The following is a 22,888-nucleotide window of genomic DNA, read 5'->3' as shown; positions in this document are numbered from 1 at the left end:
TTGGTCAATCCGACCAGTCATCTGGTCAACTAACGGGGGCACCGCCCAATGAGCTACAGCAAGATTCCGGCTGGCAAAGACCTGCCGAACGACATCTACGTCGCGATCGAAATCCCGGCCAACCACGCCCCGATCAAATACGAAATCGACAAAGACAGCGATTGCCTGTTCGTTGACCGTTTCATGGCCACCCCGATGTTCTACCCGGCCAACTACGGTTACATCCCCAACACCCTGGCCGACGACGGCGACCCCCTCGACGTACTGGTCGTGACCCCTTACCCGGTTGCGCCAGGCTCGGTCATCCGCGCCCGTCCTGTCGGCATCCTGAACATGACCGACGACGGCGGCGGCGATGCCAAAGTCATCGCAGTACCACACGACAAACTGTCGCAACTGTATGTCGACGTGAAGGAATACACCGACCTGCCAGCCCTGCTGATCCAGCAGATCGAACACTTCTTCGAGAACTACAAAGACCTCGAAAAAGGCAAGTGGGTCAAGATCGAAGGCTGGGCCGGCGCCGACGCCGCCCGCGAAGCGATCACCAAGTCGGTTGCCGCCTACAAGGGCTGAAACTGCAAGTAAAAGAACCCCGGTATGCACCGGGGTTTTTTTATGCCTTAATGCCGCTTAATACGTGAAAGTATTAACATGACCGCCCAACTGTTTAATTATGTTTAACTTGCCTAGTTCCATTCCCGCAAACGGAAAGATCATCTTATAAATCGGAACGACATGTTTATTGCTGAAAACACTGTCGGCCCTAAACTTTCCGTTTATGAAAATCATATCCAGCGGCGATCGCTTCAGAGCCCTTCTCAAAGAAGCCAACATCCGATCTGTCGACTTCGCCAGGCTTTACGGCGTGAAGTCGCAGCACGTAAACAACTGGTTCAACCGCGGCATCCCGCCGGGGCGCATCCACAACATTGCCCGCATGCTGACCGTCAGCCCTGAATGGCTCGCCAGCGGTGAAGGCCCGCAAACCCCCTTGGGGCTCGGCCCGGGCATTACCTACGACGCCGCGGAAACCCAGGGCGTCTACAGCGTGCCGGAAACCCTCGACATTGAGCTGCCCTTCCACAAGGAAGCACCCATCGCCCCCGGCGAAACCACAACGCACATCATCGAAGACCCCGACCAGTCCATCCGTCTGCCCCGCAGCCACCTCGAATCCCTCGACATCAACCCCAACGACGTCATTTGCATCACCATGGTCGGCGACAGCATGGCCGAACGCATCGAAGACGGTTCCACCGTCGCCATCGACCGCGGCCTGACCCAAGTCGTCGACGGCCAGATCTACGCCCTCGAACACGACGGCATGCTCCGCATCAAATACCTGCACCGCATCCCCGGCAACCGACTGCGCCTGCGCAGCCACAACAGCGCCGCCTACCCCGACGAAGTCTTCAGCGCCGAACAGATCGAAGCCCAGCACATCCGCGTGATCGGCTGGGTCTTCTGGTGGTCCACCCTCTCGAAAAAACGACCGCAGGTGTTCGATTGACCCACGCGGCTCCTACCAACACAGCTCCCCCGTGGCGAGGGAGCTTGCTCCCGCTGGGCTGCGCAGCTGCCCCTGCTTTTTACCTGCATTCCGCTAACCCAATGATTCCACACCGCTTACCACTGGGATTCCGAAGAAAACCCGCGTATCCTGCGCCCCACATTTGCGAGCCCACGCCTCGCACCGACAAGGCAGATCACTTTCTGACCAAGTCCCACAGCCGGCCGCAAGAGCCGGATGTACGTTTTGAAGGCTGGTAAGGTTTGTCAAAAACGAACTGAATCAGTCAACGAGAAGCCGGCCATAAGCCGGCTTTTTAATGCCTGAATCTTTATTTATCTTCGCGGCGACAGCGTTAAACGTATGCGTCTGGGCGTCCCGTCTGCGCGATTAAGCCGGATGCCAACGATACGGTAACAACTTCCCCAATCTCGCTCGCCCGCAGCGTGGGCCACCGCGCCCCTTGCTGAAACAGCGGACAACGCCCTACCCGAACCTACCCATTCGCGGCGCTGAGTGTTCTGTTGGGACCTGCATGGAGTGCATGGCTGACATGGTCGGTGTGGCCTGCGCCATGGCCGCGCAATCCGCTCTGGCAACGGCAGCCCTGGCGATCAGGCTCGCGGTAATGTCCACCCCTGCAGGCTGTTGCACAATCTCAGCATTCGTCGCCTCGATGACGTCCGTAATTGTGCAAGTACCTCCTGCACAATTAGAGCTTACCGCTTCGGGGACTCTCGGAGACAAAAAAAGGTCTTGCCAAGCAAGACCTTTTTTATGCCTGGGGCAGCCAACTCCCCGCCCTACCTCATCTCAACGACATCCAAAGCCCGATTCGCCAACAATTCACTCAGCTCAATCAACTGCAAAATCCCCAACGCGACATGCCGTCGCGAGCCTTCCAGATCGAATGCCAGATCATTGATCATCGCATTGGCCGAAGCCAGGCTTTCGCTCAGGTTCGCGAGCAGGCACTCCATGTCCACATCTGGCGCGACGGTGAATAGGGCGTCGGGCTTGTTGGACGTTTCGTTCTCAGGGGTAGGCTTTAGATCGGAATCGAAAGCTCGATTGGTAGCATCATCGACTTTTTTGTTGCGAGCAGACTGAGCGCGAGACTCATGTCCATCTGTAGCTGGGGAGTTCGGTGTAATTTTGGCCATTGACTTAGGTTCCTGTAAGTGACGCTGCAACCACCTCGCGACTAAACGAGAGGGCGGCAGCTGTGCGCAGGTTAGTCGACCGGTGAACCTAAGAATCCCGGCGCGCCCGGGGGCGCCCTGCGCACAGCCACCATCATTACAGGAACAGCAAAGCCTGTCCGACGGGGACTTGGTACGCCTTAGGTTGAGACGGGCGACTAAACCCGATCACTGATGAGCAGTGACAGGACCCAAGCTACCGACCAACCCCAAGCCGCACAAGCCGGCCGATTCTGGCGTAGTCGTAGGCAAAGGCGCAAGGCTGCGTCGGCCCCCTTCCAGATCCCACGAGCCTGATAAACATCCTCGGCTGAGTCGCCTCCATTTCAGCGCTTCGGCTTGCCCACTGACGACGTAGTGCCAATTAAAGAAACGCCCTACACGCGCTGCTTCTTTTCCTGACTTATTTCCTTCGCCGCCCCCGGCAAAGTCTCGCGCCTACCCTGCGCCGCGAGATGCCTGCATGCCCTTCTACGAGAAAATCCTTGCCCAGGGCAACGTCATTGGCTCGCTGGTAATGGCGGCCATGGACTCGGACCAACCCGATGTCGAGCGGGTGCTGAAGGATTTCCGCCAGTGCCTGAACGACTGCGACACCTGGGCGGAAGATTTCTGGGCCGGCTGGACGCTGGACATCAAGCAGGCGTTCAAGGTGGGCGGCGAGGTCGCGCTGGCGCCTGCAAGAACCGGCGGCAAGCAGGTCAGCTCTATGGTGGCGCGGTGTCCGGCGCAGGGCCCTTTGACGCTGGTGCATATGTTCCAGGCCTCGCGTTTCGTGCCGATCGGCGACACGCCGGTGATGCTGGAGCCAATCCTTGGCGGCGAGCCGGGGAAGGAAACGTTTGGCGAGGCAGTCCGTCACGACATCGGCCCCAGCGGCATCCTGGAAATACCTGAATGCGACCGCGGTCGGCGTTATCGCATCACCTTTTTTCCTGATCTGACGACCGATCACGTCACGGCACTGTACGCGTCCTACCAGCAGGTGATCGTCGAGCTCGAAGGCTGGCTGAAAGCCGAGTGGAACGAGTTTCAACCACTGTGGAAGGCGTTTTCCGAAAGCAGTTTCCTCAAGCGCGTCGACGTATTGCAGCAGGCTCAGTTGCGCGGCTTTGAAGACGCGCTGCATGGGCTATGGGACGACATCAAGCAGGTCTTCGATCTGTTGGCGGACCTGCAGGCCAACAGCGAAAAGTTGCTGGAGTACCTCACCGAGGTCGAACTTGAGCAACTGCTGAAAGCCCCGGCAGAGGCGATAGCCAAAGCCTTGATGATCTTGAGCGACGAGCCGTTGCTCTTGGTCTACACGGCGGCCTTCACCAGTTGGCTGCGGATGTTGCCGCCGCAGTACATGGCTGAAGTCATGGGCGAAATACGCGCCGCCATTCTGATCAACTTTCTGTTGGCGCGTTTTACTGGCGGCCTGGGTCTGGGTCTACGCCTGACCGGCAAAGTGTTGCGCCATGTCCGCTCGGAACGCGCCCGCGAGTGGTTGCAGGCATCCAGCCAGCGATTGGGCCAACTCGGCGGCGGCAGCCTCGACAAACATGCCGATGTACTGAAACCGCTGGTGATCGGTGGCCGAGGGCCGTCGGTGGGGCCGGCGCCCGTCACGCCGTTGCAGATCACCACTGGGGATGCCGCGCCGCTGTCGGTCAGACATCCGGCTCCGATCGTGCGGGAAAAGTCCCAGGCAGCTGCACGGCTGAGCAAGTACGAACCCCACGACGACGCCCCGACCCCATCGAAAAACCCCAACGGCGACCCCGCCGACAGCGCCGCCCAGACCCGCACCGACGGCTGCCCGGTGTCGATGGTCACCGGTGAAGAACTGCTGACCCTGGAGGACGGCACCCTCGACGGGCGCTTGCCGTTCGTCTTCACCCGCCTCTACCGCACCAGCGCCGCCGAGCTGGACATCGGCCTCGGCCGTGGCTGGAGCCATGGCCTGGCCCATCGCCTGGTGATCGAGGGTGAGCAGGTGATCTGGATCGACCAGGAAAACCGCCGCACCAGCTTTCCTCGCCCCAGCCTTCAGCGCCCGGCGATCCACAACAGCCTGGCCCGCGCGGCGATCTACCTGAGCCGCGAGCCGGACGAACTGATCATCGCCCAACCCGGCGAAGACGCCCCTTTCCTGCACTTTCGCGACGGTCATCTGACGGCGCTGAGTGATCGGTACGACAACCGCCTGACCGTCCAGCGCAACATCTACGGCGACATCAGCCGCCTGGACAACGGCGCCCGGCGCGGCCTGCGGTTGCGCTACGAGCATCGCCACCTGGTCGCCATCGACTATCAGAGCTTTGACCCGCAACAGCATCCGGACGAAGCCTGGCGCACCGAACAGACGCTGGTGACCTTCCGCTACGACGGCCGTTTCCGACTGATCGAGGCGACCAATGCCGCCGGCGAAAGCGAGCGCTACGACTACGACGACCAGCACGTCATCCTCCAGCGGCAACTGGCCGGCGGCGCGAGTTTCTACTGGGAATGGCAAGGCCTCGGCCCGGCGGCGCGCTGCGTGCGGCACTGGGCGTCCTTCGCGCAGATGGACAGCCACTACAGCTGGGGCGAAGACGGCAGCGTCACGGTCCGGCATCTGGACGGCAGCCAGGAGGTGTACGTCCACGACGACCGCGCACGGTTGGTGCGCCAGGTCGATCCCGACGGCGGCGAACAGCTCAAGGCCTATGACCAGCAGGGCCGGCTGACCGCCGAGCAGGATCCTTTGGGCGCGGTGACCGAATACCGCTACGACGAAGCTGGACGGCTGGTGGCGTTGATTCCGCCTGAAGGCGAGCCGACGTCCTACGAATACCGCAACGGCTTCCTGCACGCCCGACAGCGCGGCAAAGCCGTGTGGACCTACCGGCGTAATGCCCAGGGTGATGTGATCGAGGCCATCGACCCGGATCGTCACAGCACCCGGTACGCCTATGACGCCCAGGGGCAACTGCTCTCGATCCGCTATCCGGACGGCGGCACCCATCATTTTGTCCGCAATAGCCAGGGCCAGCTGACCGAAGAAACCCTGCCCGACGACAGCCAGCGGAGTTTTTCCTACGACACGTTGGGGCGGCTGCTGACCCGCAAGGACGAACATGGCGCTATTACCCACTACCAGTGGGATGCCGTGGGCCGCCTGCTGCAAACCACCCTGCCCACCGGCGCCACCCGCGCCTGGAGCTACAACGCCTACGGCAAGGTCACCGCCGAACGCGACGAACTACCGCTACGACGCCTTCGGCCGACGCATTGAAAAGACCGTGGACGGCCAGACCACCGAATTCATCTGGCAAGGCGACCAGCTCATCGCCGAAAGCAGCGACCATCATTACCAAAGCTACGTCTACGAGCCCGGCACCTTCCGCCCCCTCGCCCTGCTCGAAGGCCAAGGCCCGAAAAACGCCACGCCGTTCTACTACCACAACGACCACCTCGGGACACCGCAGGAGCTGACCAGCCACCAGGGCGAAATCGTCTGGGCGGCGCGCTACACCGGCTACGGCAAGCTCACCAAACTCGCCCACGGCGCCGACAAACAACTGACCCAACCGCTGCGTTTCCAAGGCCAATACCACGACCTGGAAAGCGGCCTGCATTACAACCGGCATCGCTACTACAATCCGGACACGGGGCGGTACCTCACGCCTGACCCGAGCAAGCTGGCGGGTGGGCTCAATGGGTACCGGTACACCCTGAACCCGACGGGGTGGGTGGATCCGTTGGGGTTGGAAGGTTGCCCGGGAGCGGATAAATGCTCACCCGTCGAAGGTGCTGACACACCAAAGAAGAAGGGACGAGTAGATGAGGGCGATGTACTCCCGCCAACGGCAGGATCCGTAAATTGGAAAGGGTTCGCATCAGGGAAGCTCCAACCTCACTACCAGAAGCACGTAATTGATCAGAGAGAATTCGGCGATATATCGCAAACGGAGTATCTGAAACAAGCCAAAGAGTTTTCAAAGGAAACGGGGGATTTTAATGAAGTCAACGCCGCCAACTTTATTATCAAACATGACCCTAAAACAGGAAGAGTTTTCGTCGGACATTTAAAATCGAGAGAGATTCGGACATTCTACAAAGACGACAAAAGAAGTAACGATGCATTTCAGTCAGCCATAGATTTAGCAAAAGGCTTTAGAAAGTGAAAAAAGATATAGAAAAATCTTGGACGCAGAGTAGCTAGGACAGCAAGCTAGTGCGTACTTCATGCAGGCAACCCTACAACATGACCATCCGAAAAATAACCATTGAGCTTCACGGCAGGCTTAAAAAAGCAACCTTCGAATACGACAGAGGAGATATCGCCCTAACCGTAAAAGTACCGGGCGAGCCAGAGAAAACATTCACTGACGTTGATTACTACAGTTGCCTAGGCAAGGTAAGACAAGATTTCCCCGACGTTAAATTTCTGTGCAAGGGTTCAAAAATCAACGTATATCCTTCGCGCATGTGCTCGCAAATGGCCATGGGATTAGTAGCTTACGAAGTCTGTTGGGGGAAAGCCGCAGACAGCGAGAACATAGTCCAAATTTTTGATTATGAGGACAAAAATTTAGCCACCGATATTAAAGCTCAGTTTGATTATCACAGAGGCTGGATGCTATCTCTACGCAGCGGTTCGTGACACCAGTAACTGATATTTAAGTATTGAAAGCAAACGCTCTGAATTGTTCAACACAGAAATGGTACCAACCTTGCCATGGGGTCAGATCAGTTGAATTGACTCCAGCTCATACACCGCCATCGCGAGCAAGCTCGCTCCCACAAGGGATCGCCTAAAGGCCGGGGCCGTGTCTCGGGCCGGTTATCGCGTTGTGCTGTGCAAAAACGGAACCCAATCCCAACGCGCCCCTCAATCCCAAAGAGACCACGTATCAATCGGAGCGCCCAGCCATGAACCACCCCACCCTAACCTTCGCCCAACTCCACCCCGGCGATCGCTTCACCCAACCCGCCGATCACCGCCTGTTCACCAAACTCACCGACCACACCGCCCGTGAGCACAGCGTGCATTCGATCAATCTGAAGGAGGAAGGCTTTGGCTACACCGAAGACCCCATCGAAACGTTGTCCGGGGATGCCCCGGTCGAGTACGTCCCGGTCGGCGGGCCGCTGCGTGCTGGAGGCTAGCGTTTATAAAAAATCATAAACACCGTGCCATGAGCCATTGCTCTTTGCCCCAAGCCTCGAAGCGCTCCAGCACTTCCCAGCCCTGCCTGGCGTAATAGTCCCGTTGGCTGTGGGTGTGTAGGAACAAGGTGGTATAGCCTGCCTCTTTCGCATGGCTACAGATGCCGTCGATCAACTGCGCCGCAAGCCCTCTGCGGCGGGCATTCGGGCTGGTGAATACGCAAGCAAGCCAAGGGCCGAGGTCGGGGCGCTCAGGTAGATCGTCTCCCGCCAGCGAGGCGCCGCCCAACAACTGGTCGTGTTCCAGGGCGATCAGGCATTTCCAGCGGCCATCGCGTTGCCCCGCTGCAAACTCTTCCTGCCAACTGGCAAGCGACTGCTGCGCAAATTCATAGCTGAACTCTCGATAAAGCCACTCGGCCATCAGGTTGCACTTATCCATGTGGTTGATGAGCCAATCCACTCGCAGCATTTCAGCAGTCCTTTTGTAGTCGGTTTTCCAGCGCAAACACCCGCGCAGATGCCTACCCGCGCGCATTCCCAGTAAATACCCACCTGTAAGGCCTCAACCTATCGTAATCTCGCATCTGCACAAGCCCTGCCCCGAATCCGGCCGAGATCCCATTTCAAATGCCTTCCATTTATCAACTCAAACCCGCCTTCCAGAATTTGCTTCGCCCCACCGTCCAACGTCTTTACAACAAGGGTGTCACCGCCAACCAGGTCACGCTTCTGGCGGGTGCTGTGTCGGTGTTGGTGGGGGCGGTAATTGCGTGGTTCGCCAGTCATCCGTGGGTTTTTATCCTGGTACCTGTGTGGATGTTCCTGCGCATGGCCTTGAACGCGGTGGATGGCATGCTGGCGCGGGAGTTTGGTCAGCAATCGAATCTGGGCGCGTACCTCAATGAGCTATGCGATATCATCGCCGACGCTGCCTTGATCCTGCCTTTTGCCTTGTTTGCCGATACCAGCCTGTTGCTCGTGTTGTTGGTCACGCTGTTGGCGTTGTTCAGCGAATACGCCGGCGTGCTGGGGGCGATGGTCGGGGCTTCGCGGCGTTATGACGGGCCGATGGGCAAGAGTGATCGCGCCTTTGTGTTCGGCGTGCTCGCGACCGGTATTGCCCTGGGTTGGCTTGGGGCGCTGTGGGTTGATGGTGTGATGGCGGTGGTTGCCGCCCTGCTGGTTTATACCTTGGTCAATCGGGTCCGTCACGGCCTGAGTCAGGTGTCGGAAAACGCTCCCTCAGCATAAGGAAGTTGCAATGCGCGAAGCCCAGGAACTGACGTTCACCACCCACGATGGCGTGGAGTTGTTCTACCGGCACTGGCCGGCTATCGAGGCAGCGACGGGTGAACCCCGTCAGGCTGTGTTGTTGTTTCACCGCGGCCATGAACACTCCGGGCGCATCGCGCATCTGGTGGATGAGCTGGATCTGCCTGGGTTCGAGTTTTTCGCCTGGGACGCACGCGGCCACGGCCAGTCGCCTGGCGAACGCGGCGACAGCCCGAGTTTTGCCACCAGCGCGCGGGATGTGCAGACCTTTTGTGACCACATCGGCGCAACGCACCAGATTGACGAACAGAACATCGCCGTGGTGGCGCAAAGCGTCGGTGCGGTGATCGCATCCACCTGGGTCCACGATTACGCACCGCGCATTCGTTCGCTGGTGTTGGCGTCGCCGGCCTTCAAGGTCAAGCTCTACGTGCCGTTTGCCCGTCCGGGCCTGGCATTGATGCGCAAGTTCCGTGGCAACTTTTTCGTCAACAGCTACGTCAAGGCGAAGTTCCTCAGTCATGACCCGGAGCGGGTGGCGTCCTACGACAGCGATCCGCTGATCACCAAGGCCATTTCGGTGAATGTGCTACTGGGCCTGTACGAAGCCGCCGATCGGGTTGTCGCCGACGCGCAGGCAATCCAGGTGCCTACGCAGCTGTTGATCTCCGGTTCCGACTTCGTGGTGCATCGCAAACCCCAGGAGCAGTTCTTCGAGCGGCTGGGCAGCCTGCACAAGGAAAAACACATCCTGCCGGGTTTCTTCCACGACACCCTCGGCGAGAAAAATCGCGCACCGGCGATTGCCAGTGCCCGACGTTTTATCCTGCAAAACTTCGCCCGACCGCTGGAGCGCCCTTCCCTGCTGGACGCCGATCGCCTGGGCGTGACCTGCGCCGAAGCCGAAACCCTGGCCACGCCGCTGCCCCACAACTCGTTGCGCGACCTTTACTGGCGCATGACCCGCGCCAGCATGCGTTTTGGCAGCAAGTTGTCCGCCGGGGTGAAGCTGGGCTTCGACACCGGATTCGACTCCGGCAGTACCCTGGATTACGTCTATCGCAACCGGCCCACCGGCACGTCTGCGCTGGGCAAGATGATCGACCAGAACTACCTGAACTCCATCGGCTGGCGTGGCATTCGCCAACGCAAGTTGCACGTCGAAGAATTGCTGCGCCTGGCGATGGGCAAATTGCGCGAGCAGGACCGCGAAGTGCGCATCGTCGACATCGCCGCCGGACACGGCCGTTACATTCTCGAGGCGCTGCAAGGCGTCAGCCCGTTGCCGGAGTCGATCCTGCTGCGCGACTACAGCGACATCAACGTGCGCGACGGCAGTGCGCTGATCGTTGAAAAAGGTTTGGGCGATATCGCTCGATTCGTCAAAGGCGATGCCTTCGACCGTCAGGATCTCGCAGCCCTGGAACCCAAGCCGACCCTCGCCGTGGTGTCGGGCCTGTATGAGTTGTTCGCCGATAACCAGATGGTCGCGGGCTCTCTGGCCGGCCTGGCCGAAGCGGTCGAGCCCGGTGGTTTCCTGGTCTACACCGGCCAGCCGTGGCACCCGCAGCTGGAATTGATCGCCCGCGCCCTGACCAGCCACCGCGCGGGCCAAGCCTGGGTGATGCGTCGGCGCACTCAAGCGGAAATGGACCAACTGGTTGAGGCGGCGGGTTTCCGCAAGATCACCCTGCGGGTCGATGAGTGGGGCATCTTCAGCGTTTCGCTGGCTCAGCGAGTCCAGTAATGAGCGCGGTCATTGCTCCGGTCCGCGAACCCGCGCTGCTGAAACCGGCGGTGCTCTGGCTGCTGTTGCTGGCACCGCTGTTCTTCAGCACCTACGGCTTCGCCACCTGGGTCACGTCCCAGCGCGACGACGTCGGCACGCTGGTGTTCGCTTGGGAAAGCCACATGCCGTTCCTGGCCTGGACCATCGTGCCGTACTGGTCGATTGACCTGCTGTACGGCCTGTCCCTGCTGCTGCCCAACAGCCGCGACGAACTCAAGCGCCACGCCCTGCGCCTGCTCACGGCCCAGGTGATTGCCGTCAGTTGCTTCCTGCTCTGGCCGCTGACGTTCACCTTTCCCCGGCCGGAAATGGACGGGGTGTTCGGCTGGATGTTTGACGTGCTGGCCGGCTTCGACAAGCCGTTCAACCAGGCGCCGTCCCTGCACATCGCGCTGCTGGTGGTGCTCTGGGTCTGCTACCAACGTCACCTGCAAGGCTTCTGGCGCTGGTTGATGCACGGCTGGTTCGCCTTGATTGGCGTGTCGGTGCTGACCACTTACCAACACCATTTTGTCGACGTCCCCACCGGTGCGTTGGCCGGTTGGTTGTGCGTCTGGCTGTGGCCGCTGGACCGACCGAGTCCACTGCGAAGTGCACGCCTGACGCGGGACCCGGCGCGCCTGCGACTGGCCTTGCTTTATGGCGTGGGCGCCGCAGTGTTCTTCACGTTGGCGTTCGCCTTCGGCGGCGCGTGGCTCTGGCTGATCTGGCCGGCGGTCGCGGTGCTCATGGTGGCGTTGAATTACCTGGCGTTTGGCGCCAGTGGCTTCCAGAAGCGTGAAGATGGCCGGCTGAGCCCGGCGGTGCGCTGGTTGCTGGCGCCCTATCTGGCCGCGGCGTGGATCAATTCCCGCGTGTGGACGCGCAAACATCCGCAGCCGGACCAGGTGGAGGATGACGTCTGGCTCGGGCGGATTCCTACGTCGGCAGAACTGTGGGACCACTCGTTCAACGCCGTGCTCGACCTTTGCGCCGAACTGTCCATGGACAGCTCAGCCATCGCCTATCGCACCTTGCCGGTGCTCGACCTCAGCGCACCGACCGCCGAACAATGCCTGAGCGCCGCGCAAACCCTCGAACACCTGCGCCAGTACGGGCCGGTACTGGTCTGCTGCGCCTTGGGTTATTCGCGTAGCGCCACCGTCGTGGCGGCGTGGTTGCTGCACAGCGGTCGGGCCGACAGTGTCGAGGCGGCCATCGCCCGGATCCGCCGTGCGCGCCCGGGTGTCGTATTGCACCCGGCCCATCGCCAGGCGCTGGAACAGATGTCCACAGGTTCGGGGAGTCGTCATGAGCAGTGACATGGAACTGCACACCGTGGCGAGCCTGCTGCGCCGCGGTCATTCGCTGGACCAGCTCTCCACCGGGCTGACCTTGCTGGCGGCGCTGATCGGCCTGGGTCAATGGCTGGTGGGCAGCATCGATCCATGGCTGCTGTTGCTGAGCTTTGGCGTGTTCGTCCTCGGCCTGCAGGAAAAATATCTGGCGTTTCGCGTGGCCTTTGATGCCGATCTGTTTCAGATCGTCGCGGATGCTGGCAAGCCGCTGACCGAACGCACCCAGGCGCTGGACGCCGCCCTCGCCAATCTCGGCCTGCAACCGGTCGAGCGCGGCGGGCGGTCATGGCCCGAGCGCAGCCACGGTTCCATGCGCCTGCTTCGCCGCCAAGCCTGGCTGGTGGCGACGCAAGCGCTGTTGACGGTGAGCTTCGTACTGGCGAGCCCCTGGTTGGTTTACTCGGGTCTGGGTGTTTAAAAACAGCAAGTGAATGGCCTTTGTGGCGAGGGGATTTATCCCCTCGCCACAGTGATGTATTCCGGCCAGTAAGCGTTGTGCAGATATTTATGTTTCTCAGGACAAGGAATCCTCATGTTCGAACCCGTGGTCGCCAACCTCATCACCTCCGCCGCGCGGATGGTCACCGGTGCTCGCAGCCTGTGGCTCGGCTGCGCGCCCACGCCGGTGCAGCGGATCTATTTCGCCAACCACAGCAGCCACGGCGACTTCGTGCTGCTCTGGGCCTCGCTACCGCCGGCGCTGCGCAAACTGACTCGGCCCGTCGCTGGCGCCGACTATTGGCAAACCAGCCCGATGCGCCGCTACATCATCAACCGGGTGTTCAACGGCGTGCTGGTGGATCGCGAGCGCAAGGACCCTTCCTACAGCCCATTGCAGCCAATGCTCGATGCGCTGGAGAACGGCGACTCGCTGATCATCTTCCCCGAGGGCACGCGTAACCCGGATGAAGGCCTGCTGCCGTTCAAGAGCGGGATCTACCACCTGATGAAAAGCCACCCCGAGGTCGAGGTGATCCCGGTGTGGATCGCCAACCTCAACCGCGTCATGCCCAAGGGCCGCGTATTGCCCTTACCGCTGCTGTGCACCACCAGTTTCGGCGCGCCGCTGTGCATCGAAGAAGGCGAAAGCAAAGAGCAGTTCCTTGAACGCAGCCGCGCCGCACTGCTGGCGCTGGCCCCGGAGCACGTCTGACATGGATCGATATACCCTGATGTTGTTTGGCGGGATCGGCGCGATTCTGCTGCTGGCTTCGCTGGTCGGTTTCATACTCAAGCTGCGGACCAAAGGCGCACCGAACTCGGTCATCGAGAACCTCAATGCGCGGATAAATGCCTGGTGGATCATGGTGCTGGTGATCGGCATCGCGTTCTGGCTGGGCAACGCGGCGGTGATCCTGTTGTTCTACGCCGTGTCGTTCTACGCGCTGCGGGAATTTCTCACGCTGACGCCCACCCGGCGCAGCGATTACCCAGCCTTGGTGGCGGCGTTCTACCTGGCGCTGCCGCTGCAATACTTGCTGATCTATTACGACTGGTACGGGCTGTTTTCGATCTTCATTCCGGTGTACGTGTTCCTGCTGCTGCCGATCCTCGCGTCCCTTGGCGGCGACAGCACGCACTTCCTGGAACGCGCCTCCAAAGTCCAGTGGGGCTTGATGATCGCGGTGTTCTGCATCTCCTTTGTACCGGCGTTGCTGACCTTGGACATTGCCGGTTTCGAAGGGCGCAACCTGCTCTTGATCGCCTATCTGGTAATCGTGGTGCAACTGTCGGATGTGTTGCAGTACGTGTGCGGCAAGTTGTTCGGCAAGCACAAGATCGCACCGAACCTGTCACCGTCGAAAACCGTCGAGGGCTTTGTCGGTGGCATTTTCCTGGCCTCGCTGATTGGCGGCGCGTTGTGGTGGATCACCCCGTTCAACCCATGGCAGTCGTTCCTCATTGCCTTACTGATCAACCTGCTGGGGTTTGCTGGCGGCATCGTCATGTCGGCGATCAAGCGCGACCGAGGCGTCAAGGATTGGGGGCACATGATCGAAGGCCACGGCGGCATGCTCGACCGCTTGGATTCGGTGTGCTTCGCCGCACCAATCTTCTTTCATCTGGTTCGGTACTGGTGGACTTGAGATAACTGACATACCGCACACCCCTGTGGCAGCTCGCTCCCATAGGGGTGCAACGCTTGGCCCAAAGCTGTGTGCAGGTAATCAGTCGAGAATCAGATGCGGCAGGAACCGGCTGGAATCCTTGGTGATCAGGCTGTTGTCTTCGCGCACGCCGATGCCGGCCGCCTGGTCGCCGATGACCCAGGAGCCGATCAGGGTGTAGCTGTCGCCAAAGCGTGGCAATGGCGCGAATTCCTGGAGGATGAACGGTGCGTCGGTATAAGGGCCGTCTTCCTTGACGATCAAACCGTCAGCAGTCTGCAGCTCGATGTTGGCGCCTTCCCGGGAAAAGAACGGCTTGCGCACCCAGCCCTTGGGCACGGCTTTGCTCGTGTCGGTATCCAGGTGGGCCGCGAGCAGGTTCGGGTGGCCCTTGTTGAATTCCCACAGCAGCGGCAGGATGCCCTTGTTGGAGATGATCGACTTCCAGGCCGGCTCGAAAAACTGCGTATCGCATTGGGCGATCGCAGCGCCAAACGGCTCGTGGAAGATGAACTCCCAGGCGTGCAGCTTGAACAGGTGTGGAATCCAGCGCTCCTCCAGGTCGACGAAACGCCCGTCACTGTTGAGGCCGATGTCTTCGATATCGATGTGCCGCGATTCGATGCCGACTTTTTCCGCAATCAGGCGCAAGTAGTCCGTGGTGCCCTTGTCTTCCACCGAACCTTTCATCGAGGCGAAATAAAACGGTTCCTTGAGCTGCAACTGGGCAAAGGCCTGGTGCAGCTTGGTATCGATGCTGTTGAACTGGTCGGCATGGGCCGGCAGCACGCCGCGCTCGATGCATTGCTCCAGCCAGCCCCACTGGAACGCCGCCGCTTCGTAGAGGCTGGTCGGCGTGTCGTAGTTGAGCTCCAGCAGCTTGGCGGGGCCGCTGCCGTTGTAGGAGAAATCCATACGCCCGTACAGGTGCGGGTGGCCTTCAAGCCATGAAGTGCGAACCAGGTCGAAGAACGGCGCGGGAATGCTCAGGCGCTCCAGCAATTCTTCGCTCTGGACCACGCGGGCCACGAGGTCCATGCACATCTCATGGATCTCGGTCGTCGGGTCTTCCAGGTCATCCTCGATCTGCTTGAGGGTGAACTGGTAGTACGCGCTTTCGTCCCAATAGGGCTCGTCGTCGATGGTGTGGAACAGAAAGCCGAGCTGCTCGGCCGTCTGTTTCCAGTCAGGACGTTCTGCGCACTGGATCTTCTTCATGGTGCTGGTTCCTCAACCGCCGGAGCTGCTCGATCCGCCCCAACCGCTGCGGGCGCTGGAACTGCTGCCGAAACCACCGCGAGACGTGGAGGAAGCAACGGACATCGGCTTGCTGGTCTTGATGGTGTCGGTGTAGCTGCCGTACCGCGCCTGGTTGGACTTGGTAAAAGTCGAGCCCCTGGAGACACGCTGGCTGAGGGTCGAGGACCCGAAGCTGCCGCGATCATCGCGGTAACGGTAGACCGGCTCGGAGTAATAGCTGTTGCGGTTGCTGCTCAACATGTTGCCGATCAGCATGCCCGTCAGCAGGTTGCCGAAGCCTGAACCACCGACGTTCGCTTCCGAAGCGGGCAATTGGGCCCTGGCGGCGTCCACCTGGGATTGGGTGACTTCGCCATCGGCGCTCAGCTCGAAACCGCCCAGCTTGGGAATGAACTGGCCGGACGAGTCCTGCTGGCACCAATCGGGCACGAAGTCGGCATCGCAATCGGCCTGGCTGGCGTACGTCGGCGCGATGCGACGATGCTCGGCCATGGCGGTCATGTAGGCGTCGGCACAAATGTCCACCGGCAGCTTTTCATCGACACATTGCTGGACGGACTGGAAGTTGTACTTCTTTTGCAACTTGTAGGTTTTTTCCGTTGGCCCGCAACCGGATATCGCCAGGGCGACCGACGCAGCCAGCGAAAGCTGGACGTACTTGCTTCGTTTCATCGGGATCTCCGTGGCGCAATCAGTTCGTGGAAGGCGTCATGCACGCGGCGTTCAGCATGCCGACGCTGATGGCCACGGCGGCGATGTAAATACCGGCGGCGATCTCACCATTCTTGATCCGCGCGGAGGCGCCCTTGAGCACCAGGCTAGTCACCAGGAAGGCCAGCAACTGGACGGCTGCGGCGATCACCGCCCAGACAACGAAATCCAGCAGGCTGATCGAGTAGGCGATCACGTTACTCGCAGGAATGGCGAAACCAACCAGGGCACCGCTCAGGGCGATCGCCGCGGCCACGTTGCCCGAGCGGATCAGCTCGAACTCTTTGTGCGGCGTGACATGGATGTAGATGAACTGAAACAGCGCGAACAGCACGGCCGCGCCGAGGATATACAGGACGAAGCCGAACACGGCAGCCTTGTTCAGGGAAATGGAGAGCGCTTCAAGCATGGAATTCTTCCTTATTCAAAGAGTGTTCAGGTCAGTGGTGTACAGCGAAATACCCAGCGAAGTGCTCAGGCTGACGGTGCCTTCGGCGTCCTCTTCAACAGAGAACAGCAGGAATTCCCGGCGATCGGTCAGGCCGGTGTCGCGGGCGTACAGCATCGAGCGGTGCTCGACGCTGTAGGACTCTTGCGGATTGCTCACGCGCTCGCTCAACGCCACCAGTTCTGTCTGGCCAGCTTCGGAGCCCCATTCACGGGTGTATTCGACACCGTCGTGGGTGTAGGTCGGCAGGCCGATCAGGCTTTCCGGGCCGGCGAGGCGACGCAGCTCTGCTTCGCTGTTGATCGTGACGTAGCTGAGGTAATTGAACAGGATCACCGACTCGACCTGCCCGGCGACGTCGCCGCTGGTGTGAACTTGCAGCCAGTAGTCTTCGTCGTTCATGTAGCAGCGCGACAGCCAGTTCGACTGTCCGAGGTCGACGACGCCCAGGCTCCAGATCTGTTGGGAGCTGGGGATGACCACGGTGCTGTTGCCGTCGAGCAACAACTTGAGCGTGGCATCGAACATGACCTGCTTGCCGGAGGCCAGGCCCAGCGGACCGCCGACGGGCGAGTCATGGCTGGCTGTCTTGTTCGCGTTCGGGGCCTCAAGCCCCATCAACTGTTTAAACCACCCCATGGGCAATTTCCTTGAGCCGCGCGGACGCGATGTAGAAGAGTTCGCCACCCGCGATGCGCGTGGTGCCAGGCGGATTGATCGATGGGTGTCGGGCACCCTTGGCGCGGTAGCCGATCAGCGTAGCGTTGTGCTGCTCTTTCATTCGGCCGTAGAGGTCGCCGAACGTCGCTTCAAACGCATCGGGCAGTTTCATCAGGTATTGGGTGGCGCCTTCGCCGACACAGAGCAATTCATTGATGACCACTGACGAGCCCGGGTCCTGGGAGGCCCGTACGAGCATTTCGATGGCCATGCTGGAGGTGCATTCCAGGCTCGGCGCATAGGCGCTGGCGAGGGCGGCAATTTCGCTGTCATTGAAGTGGGCGACCACATGCCCGACGGGCCCCAGCCGATTGACCGCCAGCACCGTGGCCAGGGTCAGGTCGTCGGAATGGGTCCGCACCAGCACGCGCTCGGCGCCGGGTACGCCGGCGCGCTGCAACAGGGCGACCGAGGACAGGCTGTCGCCCTTGATGAACGAGGCCTTGCCGGGCATGGGGTTTTCTTCGAGGTCGCAATCGCAGATGACGATCAGGTTGTCATTGGACGTTTCGTCCTGCAGCAATAATTCAATGACCCGCTCGCTGGAGGCGCCCTCCCACCCGATGAGAACCGTATGGCCGACCTGGCCAGTGAAATCGCCTTTGCCTTTCATGCCTTTTCTCCATACATCGATGACGCTGCTGGTGGTTTTGCCGATGGCTGCCGTCAGCAGCGCAATGCCCCCGAGCATCACCCAGGTAGCCACGAACACCCGTCCCGCCGCAGTCTGCGGCGCGAGATCGCCATAGCCGACGGTGAGCGTGGTGGTGAGATAGAAGTAGGTGAACGTGGCGGCGGCGATAAGGTGCTGCTCGCCCAGCAACACCAGGCCGATCCAGGCCGTGGACAGGTGCACGCCCAGCGCAATGGCCAGGCCGGCCCAGCCGAATCGATGGAAGAACGACGAAGCGTACGCGCGCAACAGAAGGAAAATCGACATTTCGTCCCTGACTCCGTGGGGCTTCGTTCCTGGCGGGATAATCGCTCGGGCAGCTGGGTGCTCGAGCGTAGTGGCCGGACAGCATTAAACCTGTTGTGCGGCCTGGATAGAAGTACCTTGGTGACAATAAATCCGACGAGCAGGTAAGCCGAGCACAGTCCTTGTGGCGAGGGAGCTTGCTCCCGCTGGGGCGCGAAGCGGCCCCCAAAGAATGGGACTGCTGCGCAGTCCAGCGGGAGCAAGCTCCCTCGCCACGGGTTCACTCAGGACAACGTGTACCGATCACTCAGCCGATTTTTTCTTCAGACGCTCCAGGATCGCGTTGGCGCTGCCTTCGTTCGGCGTGATGCCGGCGTCACGCAGCTTGCGCTCCAGGTCGGAGCCGGTGGAAGCCTCGGCCAGTTCGTCCTGGGCTTGCAGTTCAGCGGCACGTTGCTGCTGCTTGGCTTGCAGGCGGTTGAGCGTACCGACGGCGGTTTCCAGCTTGCCATTGGCGCCGCCACTGGCGATCGAGGCGCTGACCTGGGCCTTCTGCACGCTTTCACGGGCCTTGGCCATGTCCACTTGCTGGCGCAGGCTTTTGATGCGGCTTTCGGCCTTGGTGATGTCCTTGCGCATGTTTTCCGCGTAACCGCCAAATTCCGTTGCGTGCTTTTGCTCGGCGTCCAGTTCGTTGGTCAGGGTCGAAATGGCTTCGGCCACCTCCAATGCCAGATCCTCGCGGTTGGCCTGGATCGCGGCCAGGGCCTTGGCTTCGAGGTCCTTGATCTTGGCGTTGTATTCGCCGACGCGATCGGTGGCCAGCTTGTGCTTGGCCATGATCGTGACCAGCTCGCGCTTGGCGTTGGCCAGCGCGGTGTCGGCGTCGCGAATTTCCTGGTCGAGGATGCGCAGGGCCTGTTGATCGACGATCGATTCGCCGACTTCATTGGCACCGCCACGCAGCGCGGTGAACAACTTGTTCCAGATGGACTGAGTCATTGGATAGTTCCTGTTGGCGAATTAATTGAAGAAGCGGTCGAAGGCTTCGCTGGCACGCTGCACATTGTCAACGAGGGTTTTGACCTCGGTGACGATGTTGGTCAGGCTGGAGTCGGAACTCAGCGCACCGAACATGTTGTAGACGACCTGGCCGTTGGGCATGGTCTCGATGCCGATGGACGACAGCGGAAACATCTCCCGGCTGCGCAACACGGCGTCGTTGAAGGCCGCTACATCCTTGATCGACTCGACATCCACCAGGACGGTGTCGACGATGATCTGGTCGCCGACCACGGCGATGTAGATCGGCAAACCGCCGAAGTCATTCATTTCCAGCTTGATGCTGGATTCGGAGCCTTGGACGAGGCTCAGGGTGATGTCGTTCGCGACCACTTCGTCCAGGGCCTGAAGGGCGCTGTAGAGACGGTCGATGTTCCAGTTATTACCTGCGCTCATGTAATTCTCCGACATGAATGAGCCAGCCAGAATCGGTTGGCGTAGCTGTTTCTCCATTTGCTTGAGCAGGCCTCGATTTTCGGGAAGCACCCAAGTCTCGTGTTTTACATAGCCTGCGGCACTCAGGCCCGCGCGCATCTGCTTCATGTAGAAGCTCGACGGTTTTTTCGCCGAGGGCTTGGCGCGATCTTCCGTGCGGCTCACTGACTCGTTCACAGAGCCGTCAGGTGGATCTGCTGGAGAGCTGGTTGGCATGGCATTGACCCCACTGTGAAAAACTCACGCGTGAGAGACACTACAGGTACTTTCCAAACCCCACAATAGCTCACGCGTGAGATTTTTTTGTCACAAACACACTGATGCCACCTGTGGGAGCGAGCCTGCTCGCGAATCGGTGGGTCAGCTTGCATTGATGTTGAATGTGCCGCCGTCTTCGCGAGCAGGCTCGCTCCCACAGGATTTCCCAGGGTCCACAAATCAGGCGTCAACCCCAGGCTCCCTTGTGGCGAGGGAGCTTGCTCCCGCTGGGCTGCGCAGCAGCCCGCCTCCTTCTCACGGATAGCTGAAGCTCTTGATCAATGTCAGCTCCCCGACCGCCCGCATCGGCACCACGAACGTTTCCATCTTCTCGCTCGGTGTGCCCTCTTCAGTAATCACCGTCACCTGCGCCGTGGTCAGGGCCTGCTGCGCCTGCTCCACCTGCTCGCCGTCGCCCTCCTCATCCTCGTCACTGCGGTAGCCGCCGCCGTAATAATTTACGTAAACCAGGTACTGGCCTTTGATCGGCGCGGGCATGGCGAAGATTTCCGGGCCGTAGCCGGTGGTGACGTCGACGTCGAGCGCGGCGCCGTTGGCGACGGCGCGGTCGCCGTACCAGATGTGCGCGCCATCGGGCGTCACCAGGTGCAGGTCGAGGTCGGTGCCGTCGCTATCCCAAGTCAGCAGGACCCGCAGCTTGGCCGGGGTGGCGCCGCCGGTGGTGTTGAGGAACTGCGTGCGGTGGCGCTGCTGGCCATCGGCGCTGCGCACTTCAACGCTGTTGCTGCCATTGGGGAATGAGAACGGTCGGTCGAAACGGCCTTCTTCATCTGTTTTCAGCGGCAGGCTTACGCCGTTGACGATCAATTGTCCTGGTGCGTTGTTGTCCTTGGGCGCGCCTTTGATCTGGCCGCTGATGCGTGCGGTGTCGGCCTGGCCCGGGGGCGTATTGACCGACGAGGCCGGGTAGTTGACGGTCTGGCTGAAGCTTTCGCCCTCGCCCCCCGGCGCACCGCTGCGCCAGCCGCCGACGGGTGTGTCGAGCTTGATGGGGTCGGCAGCCATGGCCGGTGGCAACGCGGTCAAGGCACAGAGCAACAACAAGACCTGTGGATAACGGAGTGTCATGGTCTATTCCAGCAAGAGGTGACGGGCAAGCCCTTCGATATAGGTTTCGTCCTGGCCGTTGGGGTGAGCTTCAAAGGCCAGGTGCAGGTATTCGTGTGTGAGGTCGAGGCGGTCTTGCAGCGACAGCACGCCACGTACGTAGATGCGCTGGCGCTCGCGGTCGACATATGGCCGGCCGAAGGCGACGCGGCAGACCGCGAAAGCGCTGATTTCGTTGTAGCCCACTTCGCTTTCCAGGCGCTGACGCCAGCCACGGCGCTGCTTCAGCAACCAGTCCTGGGCCGCGGGCAACGCTTCGCAGGACGCCACTGGATTGTCCCAGCGGCTGAGGCTGGCACGCGGATACGCATGCAGCAGGATGGCGTCGTAGCGTTGGCCGCCGTTGGCTTGCTCAACGGCTTGGGCCCAGGACAATTTGTCCGGGCCCGGTTGATCGGAGTGGTAAGTGACGTCAGTGCCGGCCAGGACCAGATCAGTGGCCCACGCGGCAATCGCGCGGGTTTCAGGCGCCGCCGGACGCGGGGCGACGCGCTGACGGTGACTGCTGTCATCGATGCTCAGGCAATCACCATTGCGCCCGGCGTTTTGCAGCAGGTAGGTGCGAATCGCCACGGCCAATGCCTTGGCCGCTTCGACCGGTTCGGCCTTGGCTTCGCGTTGCAGGACCCGGGCGACGTATTCTTCCCGATCCAGTCGCGCGACCAGCTTGCCAGGCAGCAGGAACAGCTCGCCGTCGCTGTGGATATCCAATTGGTTGCCATTGGTGAACTCGACACGGTAATCGCCGCGCAGCTGACCCGGCGTGGCAGGACGGTCGCCAGCCATGACCCGCTGCAACGGATAACGGGCAAACAGGCCTACTTCCACGCAACGCCCGGTTTCCGCCGGCCAGCGCGACGGCAATGCCATGGCCAAGCCATCGCCATACTTCTTCAGCACCTGCTGGCTGGTACCGCGCCCACCGGCCCAGACGGGCGTGCCATCGGCCAGCCAACCGGCGAAACCGCCCTGGCGCGACGCTGGGCCCCGGTCACCCAGCCAGCTCCAGGTCTTGACCCGCAGGCGACCGCCCAATTGACCGACCAATCGCCCATCCGCAGCTCCGAGCACCACGTCGAGTAAGACCCGCCGGGCCTGATCCTGGGCCGGCAACGTGGCCAGCGCCTTGAGCAGTTCTGCAACGGGTACCTGGGTTTGCGGCTGCAAGGTCGGCAAGTCCAGCAACCAGTTCGGTGCCCGGCGCGCTTGCCAGTAATCTCGCCAGTCCGGCGCCGAAAGCCCGAGCCGTTGCGGTTCGAAGTACAAGCCGCAGGACTTCACCAGCGCCTGATCACGGCCGATGCTCTGCCCGGCAGTGCAGCAATAGACTTCTTCTTTCGATTCGCCGCGACACTCGTAGACCGGCTCGCGGGCATCGGTGTCCACCAGCCAGGCGTAGACGAAGAGCTTCCACAGGCTGCCCAACGGTGCCGTCAACGCGTCCGGCAACGGCTGGCGGTCCAGCACCTGGGTCTGGCTCACTCGCAACAGCTGACCGTCGAAAGCCAGGCGCAAGGGCTCCTCCTGCGCTGTCGCCAGCGCAGGAATCAAGCACAACAGCCACCAGCCCCAAGGCTTGCGCAT

The 22,888-nt window shown here is 60.9% G+C and carries 21 protein-coding genes and 1 pseudogene; 11 read left to right on the top strand and 11 right to left on the bottom strand.

Translation table 11 applies throughout. From position 1 onward, the window contains the following. Positions 1-48: 48 nt before the first annotated feature. Together ppa and J3P94_RS04165 are read left to right on the top strand one after the other, a co-directional pair. Positions 49-576, top strand: coding sequence for an inorganic diphosphatase (gene ppa / locus J3P94_RS04170; protein ID WP_024780093.1), 528 nt, complete (start codon positions 49-51; stop codon positions 574-576). Positions 577-781: 205 nt separating this feature from the next. Then, on the top strand, positions 782-1,513 hold the full coding sequence (locus tag J3P94_RS04165) for a LexA family transcriptional regulator (protein ID WP_434571574.1): 732 nt from the start codon (positions 782-784) through the stop codon (positions 1,511-1,513). A gap of 803 nt (positions 1,514-2,316) precedes the next feature. Here J3P94_RS04165 and J3P94_RS04160 read toward each other — a convergent pair. After that, the gene (locus tag J3P94_RS04160) at positions 2,317-2,676 is read right to left on the bottom strand and encodes a DUF6124 family protein (protein WP_434571572.1); all 360 of its coding nucleotides are present in this window, start codon (positions 2,674-2,676) and stop codon (positions 2,317-2,319) included. Between the two features lie 502 nt (positions 2,677-3,178). Between J3P94_RS04160 and J3P94_RS04155 the strand changes: the two are divergent. From J3P94_RS04155 to J3P94_RS04145, 3 genes and pseudogenes are all read left to right on the top strand, one after another. Then, positions 3,179-6,446 (top strand): annotated as a pseudogene (locus tag J3P94_RS04155) (RHS repeat domain-containing protein); the annotation flags it as partial. 503 nt (positions 6,447-6,949) lie between these two features. Next, on the top strand, positions 6,950-7,348 hold the full coding sequence (locus tag J3P94_RS04150; protein ID WP_434571570.1) for a hypothetical protein: 399 nt from the start codon (positions 6,950-6,952) through the stop codon (positions 7,346-7,348). A gap of 269 nt (positions 7,349-7,617) precedes the next feature. Further along, positions 7,618-7,854, top strand: coding sequence for a hypothetical protein (locus J3P94_RS04145; RefSeq protein ID WP_434571568.1), 237 nt, complete (start codon positions 7,618-7,620; stop codon positions 7,852-7,854). A 13-nt stretch (positions 7,855-7,867) separates the two neighbouring features. Here the strand turns inward: J3P94_RS04145 and J3P94_RS04140 are convergent, their stop codons facing one another. Next, positions 7,868-8,326, bottom strand: a complete 459-nt coding sequence (locus J3P94_RS04140) for a GNAT family N-acetyltransferase (protein ID WP_434574084.1) — start codon at positions 8,324-8,326, stop codon at positions 7,868-7,870. Between the two features lie 158 nt (positions 8,327-8,484). Between J3P94_RS04140 and J3P94_RS04135 the strand changes: the two genes are divergently transcribed. From J3P94_RS04135 to J3P94_RS04110, 6 genes are all read left to right on the top strand, one after another. Next, positions 8,485-9,108, top strand: a complete 624-nt coding sequence (locus tag J3P94_RS04135; protein WP_434571567.1) for a CDP-alcohol phosphatidyltransferase family protein — start codon at positions 8,485-8,487, stop codon at positions 9,106-9,108. A 10-nt stretch (positions 9,109-9,118) separates the two neighbouring features. After that, positions 9,119-10,876, top strand: a complete 1,758-nt coding sequence (locus J3P94_RS04130; RefSeq protein WP_434571565.1) for a bifunctional alpha/beta hydrolase/class I SAM-dependent methyltransferase — start codon at positions 9,119-9,121, stop codon at positions 10,874-10,876. After that, positions 10,876-12,219: a phosphatase PAP2/dual specificity phosphatase family protein gene (locus J3P94_RS04125; RefSeq protein WP_434571563.1), complete on the top strand. Its 1,344-nt coding sequence runs from the start codon at positions 10,876-10,878 to the stop codon at positions 12,217-12,219. The genes J3P94_RS04130 and J3P94_RS04125 overlap by 1 nt, the downstream gene beginning before the upstream one ends. Beyond that, complete coding sequence (locus J3P94_RS04120; protein WP_434571561.1) at positions 12,209-12,673, top strand: hypothetical protein; 465 nt, start codon at positions 12,209-12,211, stop codon at positions 12,671-12,673. The genes J3P94_RS04125 and J3P94_RS04120 overlap by 11 nt, the downstream gene beginning before the upstream one ends. 114 nt (positions 12,674-12,787) lie before the next feature. Continuing rightward, positions 12,788-13,408, top strand: coding sequence for a lysophospholipid acyltransferase family protein (locus tag J3P94_RS04115; RefSeq protein ID WP_434571559.1), 621 nt, complete (start codon positions 12,788-12,790; stop codon positions 13,406-13,408). Position 13,409: 1 nt separating this feature from the next. Beyond that, the gene (locus J3P94_RS04110; protein ID WP_135847378.1) at positions 13,410-14,342 is read left to right on the top strand and encodes a phosphatidate cytidylyltransferase; all 933 of its coding nucleotides are present in this window, start codon (positions 13,410-13,412) and stop codon (positions 14,340-14,342) included. Between the two features lie 81 nt (positions 14,343-14,423). Here the strand turns inward: J3P94_RS04110 and J3P94_RS04105 are convergent, their stop codons facing one another. The 9 genes from J3P94_RS04105 to J3P94_RS04065 all read right to left on the bottom strand — a co-directional run bounded on the left by J3P94_RS04105 (position 14,424) and on the right by J3P94_RS04065 (position 22,888). Further along, on the bottom strand, positions 14,424-15,581 hold the full coding sequence (locus J3P94_RS04105) for a glutathionylspermidine synthase family protein (RefSeq protein ID WP_434571558.1): 1,158 nt from the start codon (positions 15,579-15,581) through the stop codon (positions 14,424-14,426). Positions 15,582-15,593: 12 nt separating this feature from the next. Continuing rightward, entirely contained in the window at positions 15,594-16,295 is a 702-nt protein-coding gene (locus J3P94_RS04100; RefSeq protein WP_434571557.1) for a DUF1190 domain-containing protein, read from the bottom strand. A 19-nt stretch (positions 16,296-16,314) separates the two neighbouring features. Next, entirely contained in the window at positions 16,315-16,743 is a 429-nt protein-coding gene (locus tag J3P94_RS04095) for a DUF350 domain-containing protein (protein ID WP_434571556.1), read from the bottom strand. Positions 16,744-16,758: 15 nt separating this feature from the next. Then, positions 16,759-17,421 carry a DUF2491 family protein gene (locus J3P94_RS04090; RefSeq protein ID WP_434571555.1) on the bottom strand — a complete coding sequence of 221 codons (663 nt, stop codon included), beginning with the start codon at positions 17,419-17,421 and terminating at the stop codon, positions 16,759-16,761. After that, on the bottom strand, positions 17,408-18,442 hold the full coding sequence (locus J3P94_RS04085) for an ion channel (protein WP_434571554.1): 1,035 nt from the start codon (positions 18,440-18,442) through the stop codon (positions 17,408-17,410). The genes J3P94_RS04090 and J3P94_RS04085 overlap by 14 nt, the downstream gene beginning before the upstream one ends. Positions 18,443-18,724: 282 nt before the next feature. Then, entirely contained in the window at positions 18,725-19,423 is a 699-nt protein-coding gene (locus tag J3P94_RS04080) for a PspA/IM30 family protein (protein ID WP_434571552.1), read from the bottom strand. Positions 19,424-19,444: 21 nt separating this feature from the next. Beyond that, entirely contained in the window at positions 19,445-20,026 is a 582-nt protein-coding gene (locus J3P94_RS04075; RefSeq protein ID WP_434571551.1) for a YjfI family protein, read from the bottom strand. Between the two features lie 405 nt (positions 20,027-20,431). Then, complete coding sequence (locus tag J3P94_RS04070; RefSeq protein WP_434571550.1) at positions 20,432-21,265, bottom strand: YfaP family protein; 834 nt, start codon at positions 21,263-21,265, stop codon at positions 20,432-20,434. A gap of 3 nt (positions 21,266-21,268) precedes the next feature. After that, the gene (locus tag J3P94_RS04065; RefSeq protein ID WP_434571548.1) at positions 21,269-22,888 is read right to left on the bottom strand and encodes a DUF2300 domain-containing protein; all 1,620 of its coding nucleotides are present in this window, start codon (positions 22,886-22,888) and stop codon (positions 21,269-21,271) included.

It is taken from the genome of Pseudomonas sp. Z3-8 (genome assembly GCF_051131975.1).
In the GTDB taxonomy this organism is placed as follows: Bacteria; Pseudomonadota; Gammaproteobacteria; order Pseudomonadales; family Pseudomonadaceae; genus Aquipseudomonas.
This window is presented reverse-complemented; position numbering and strand designations above follow the sequence as displayed.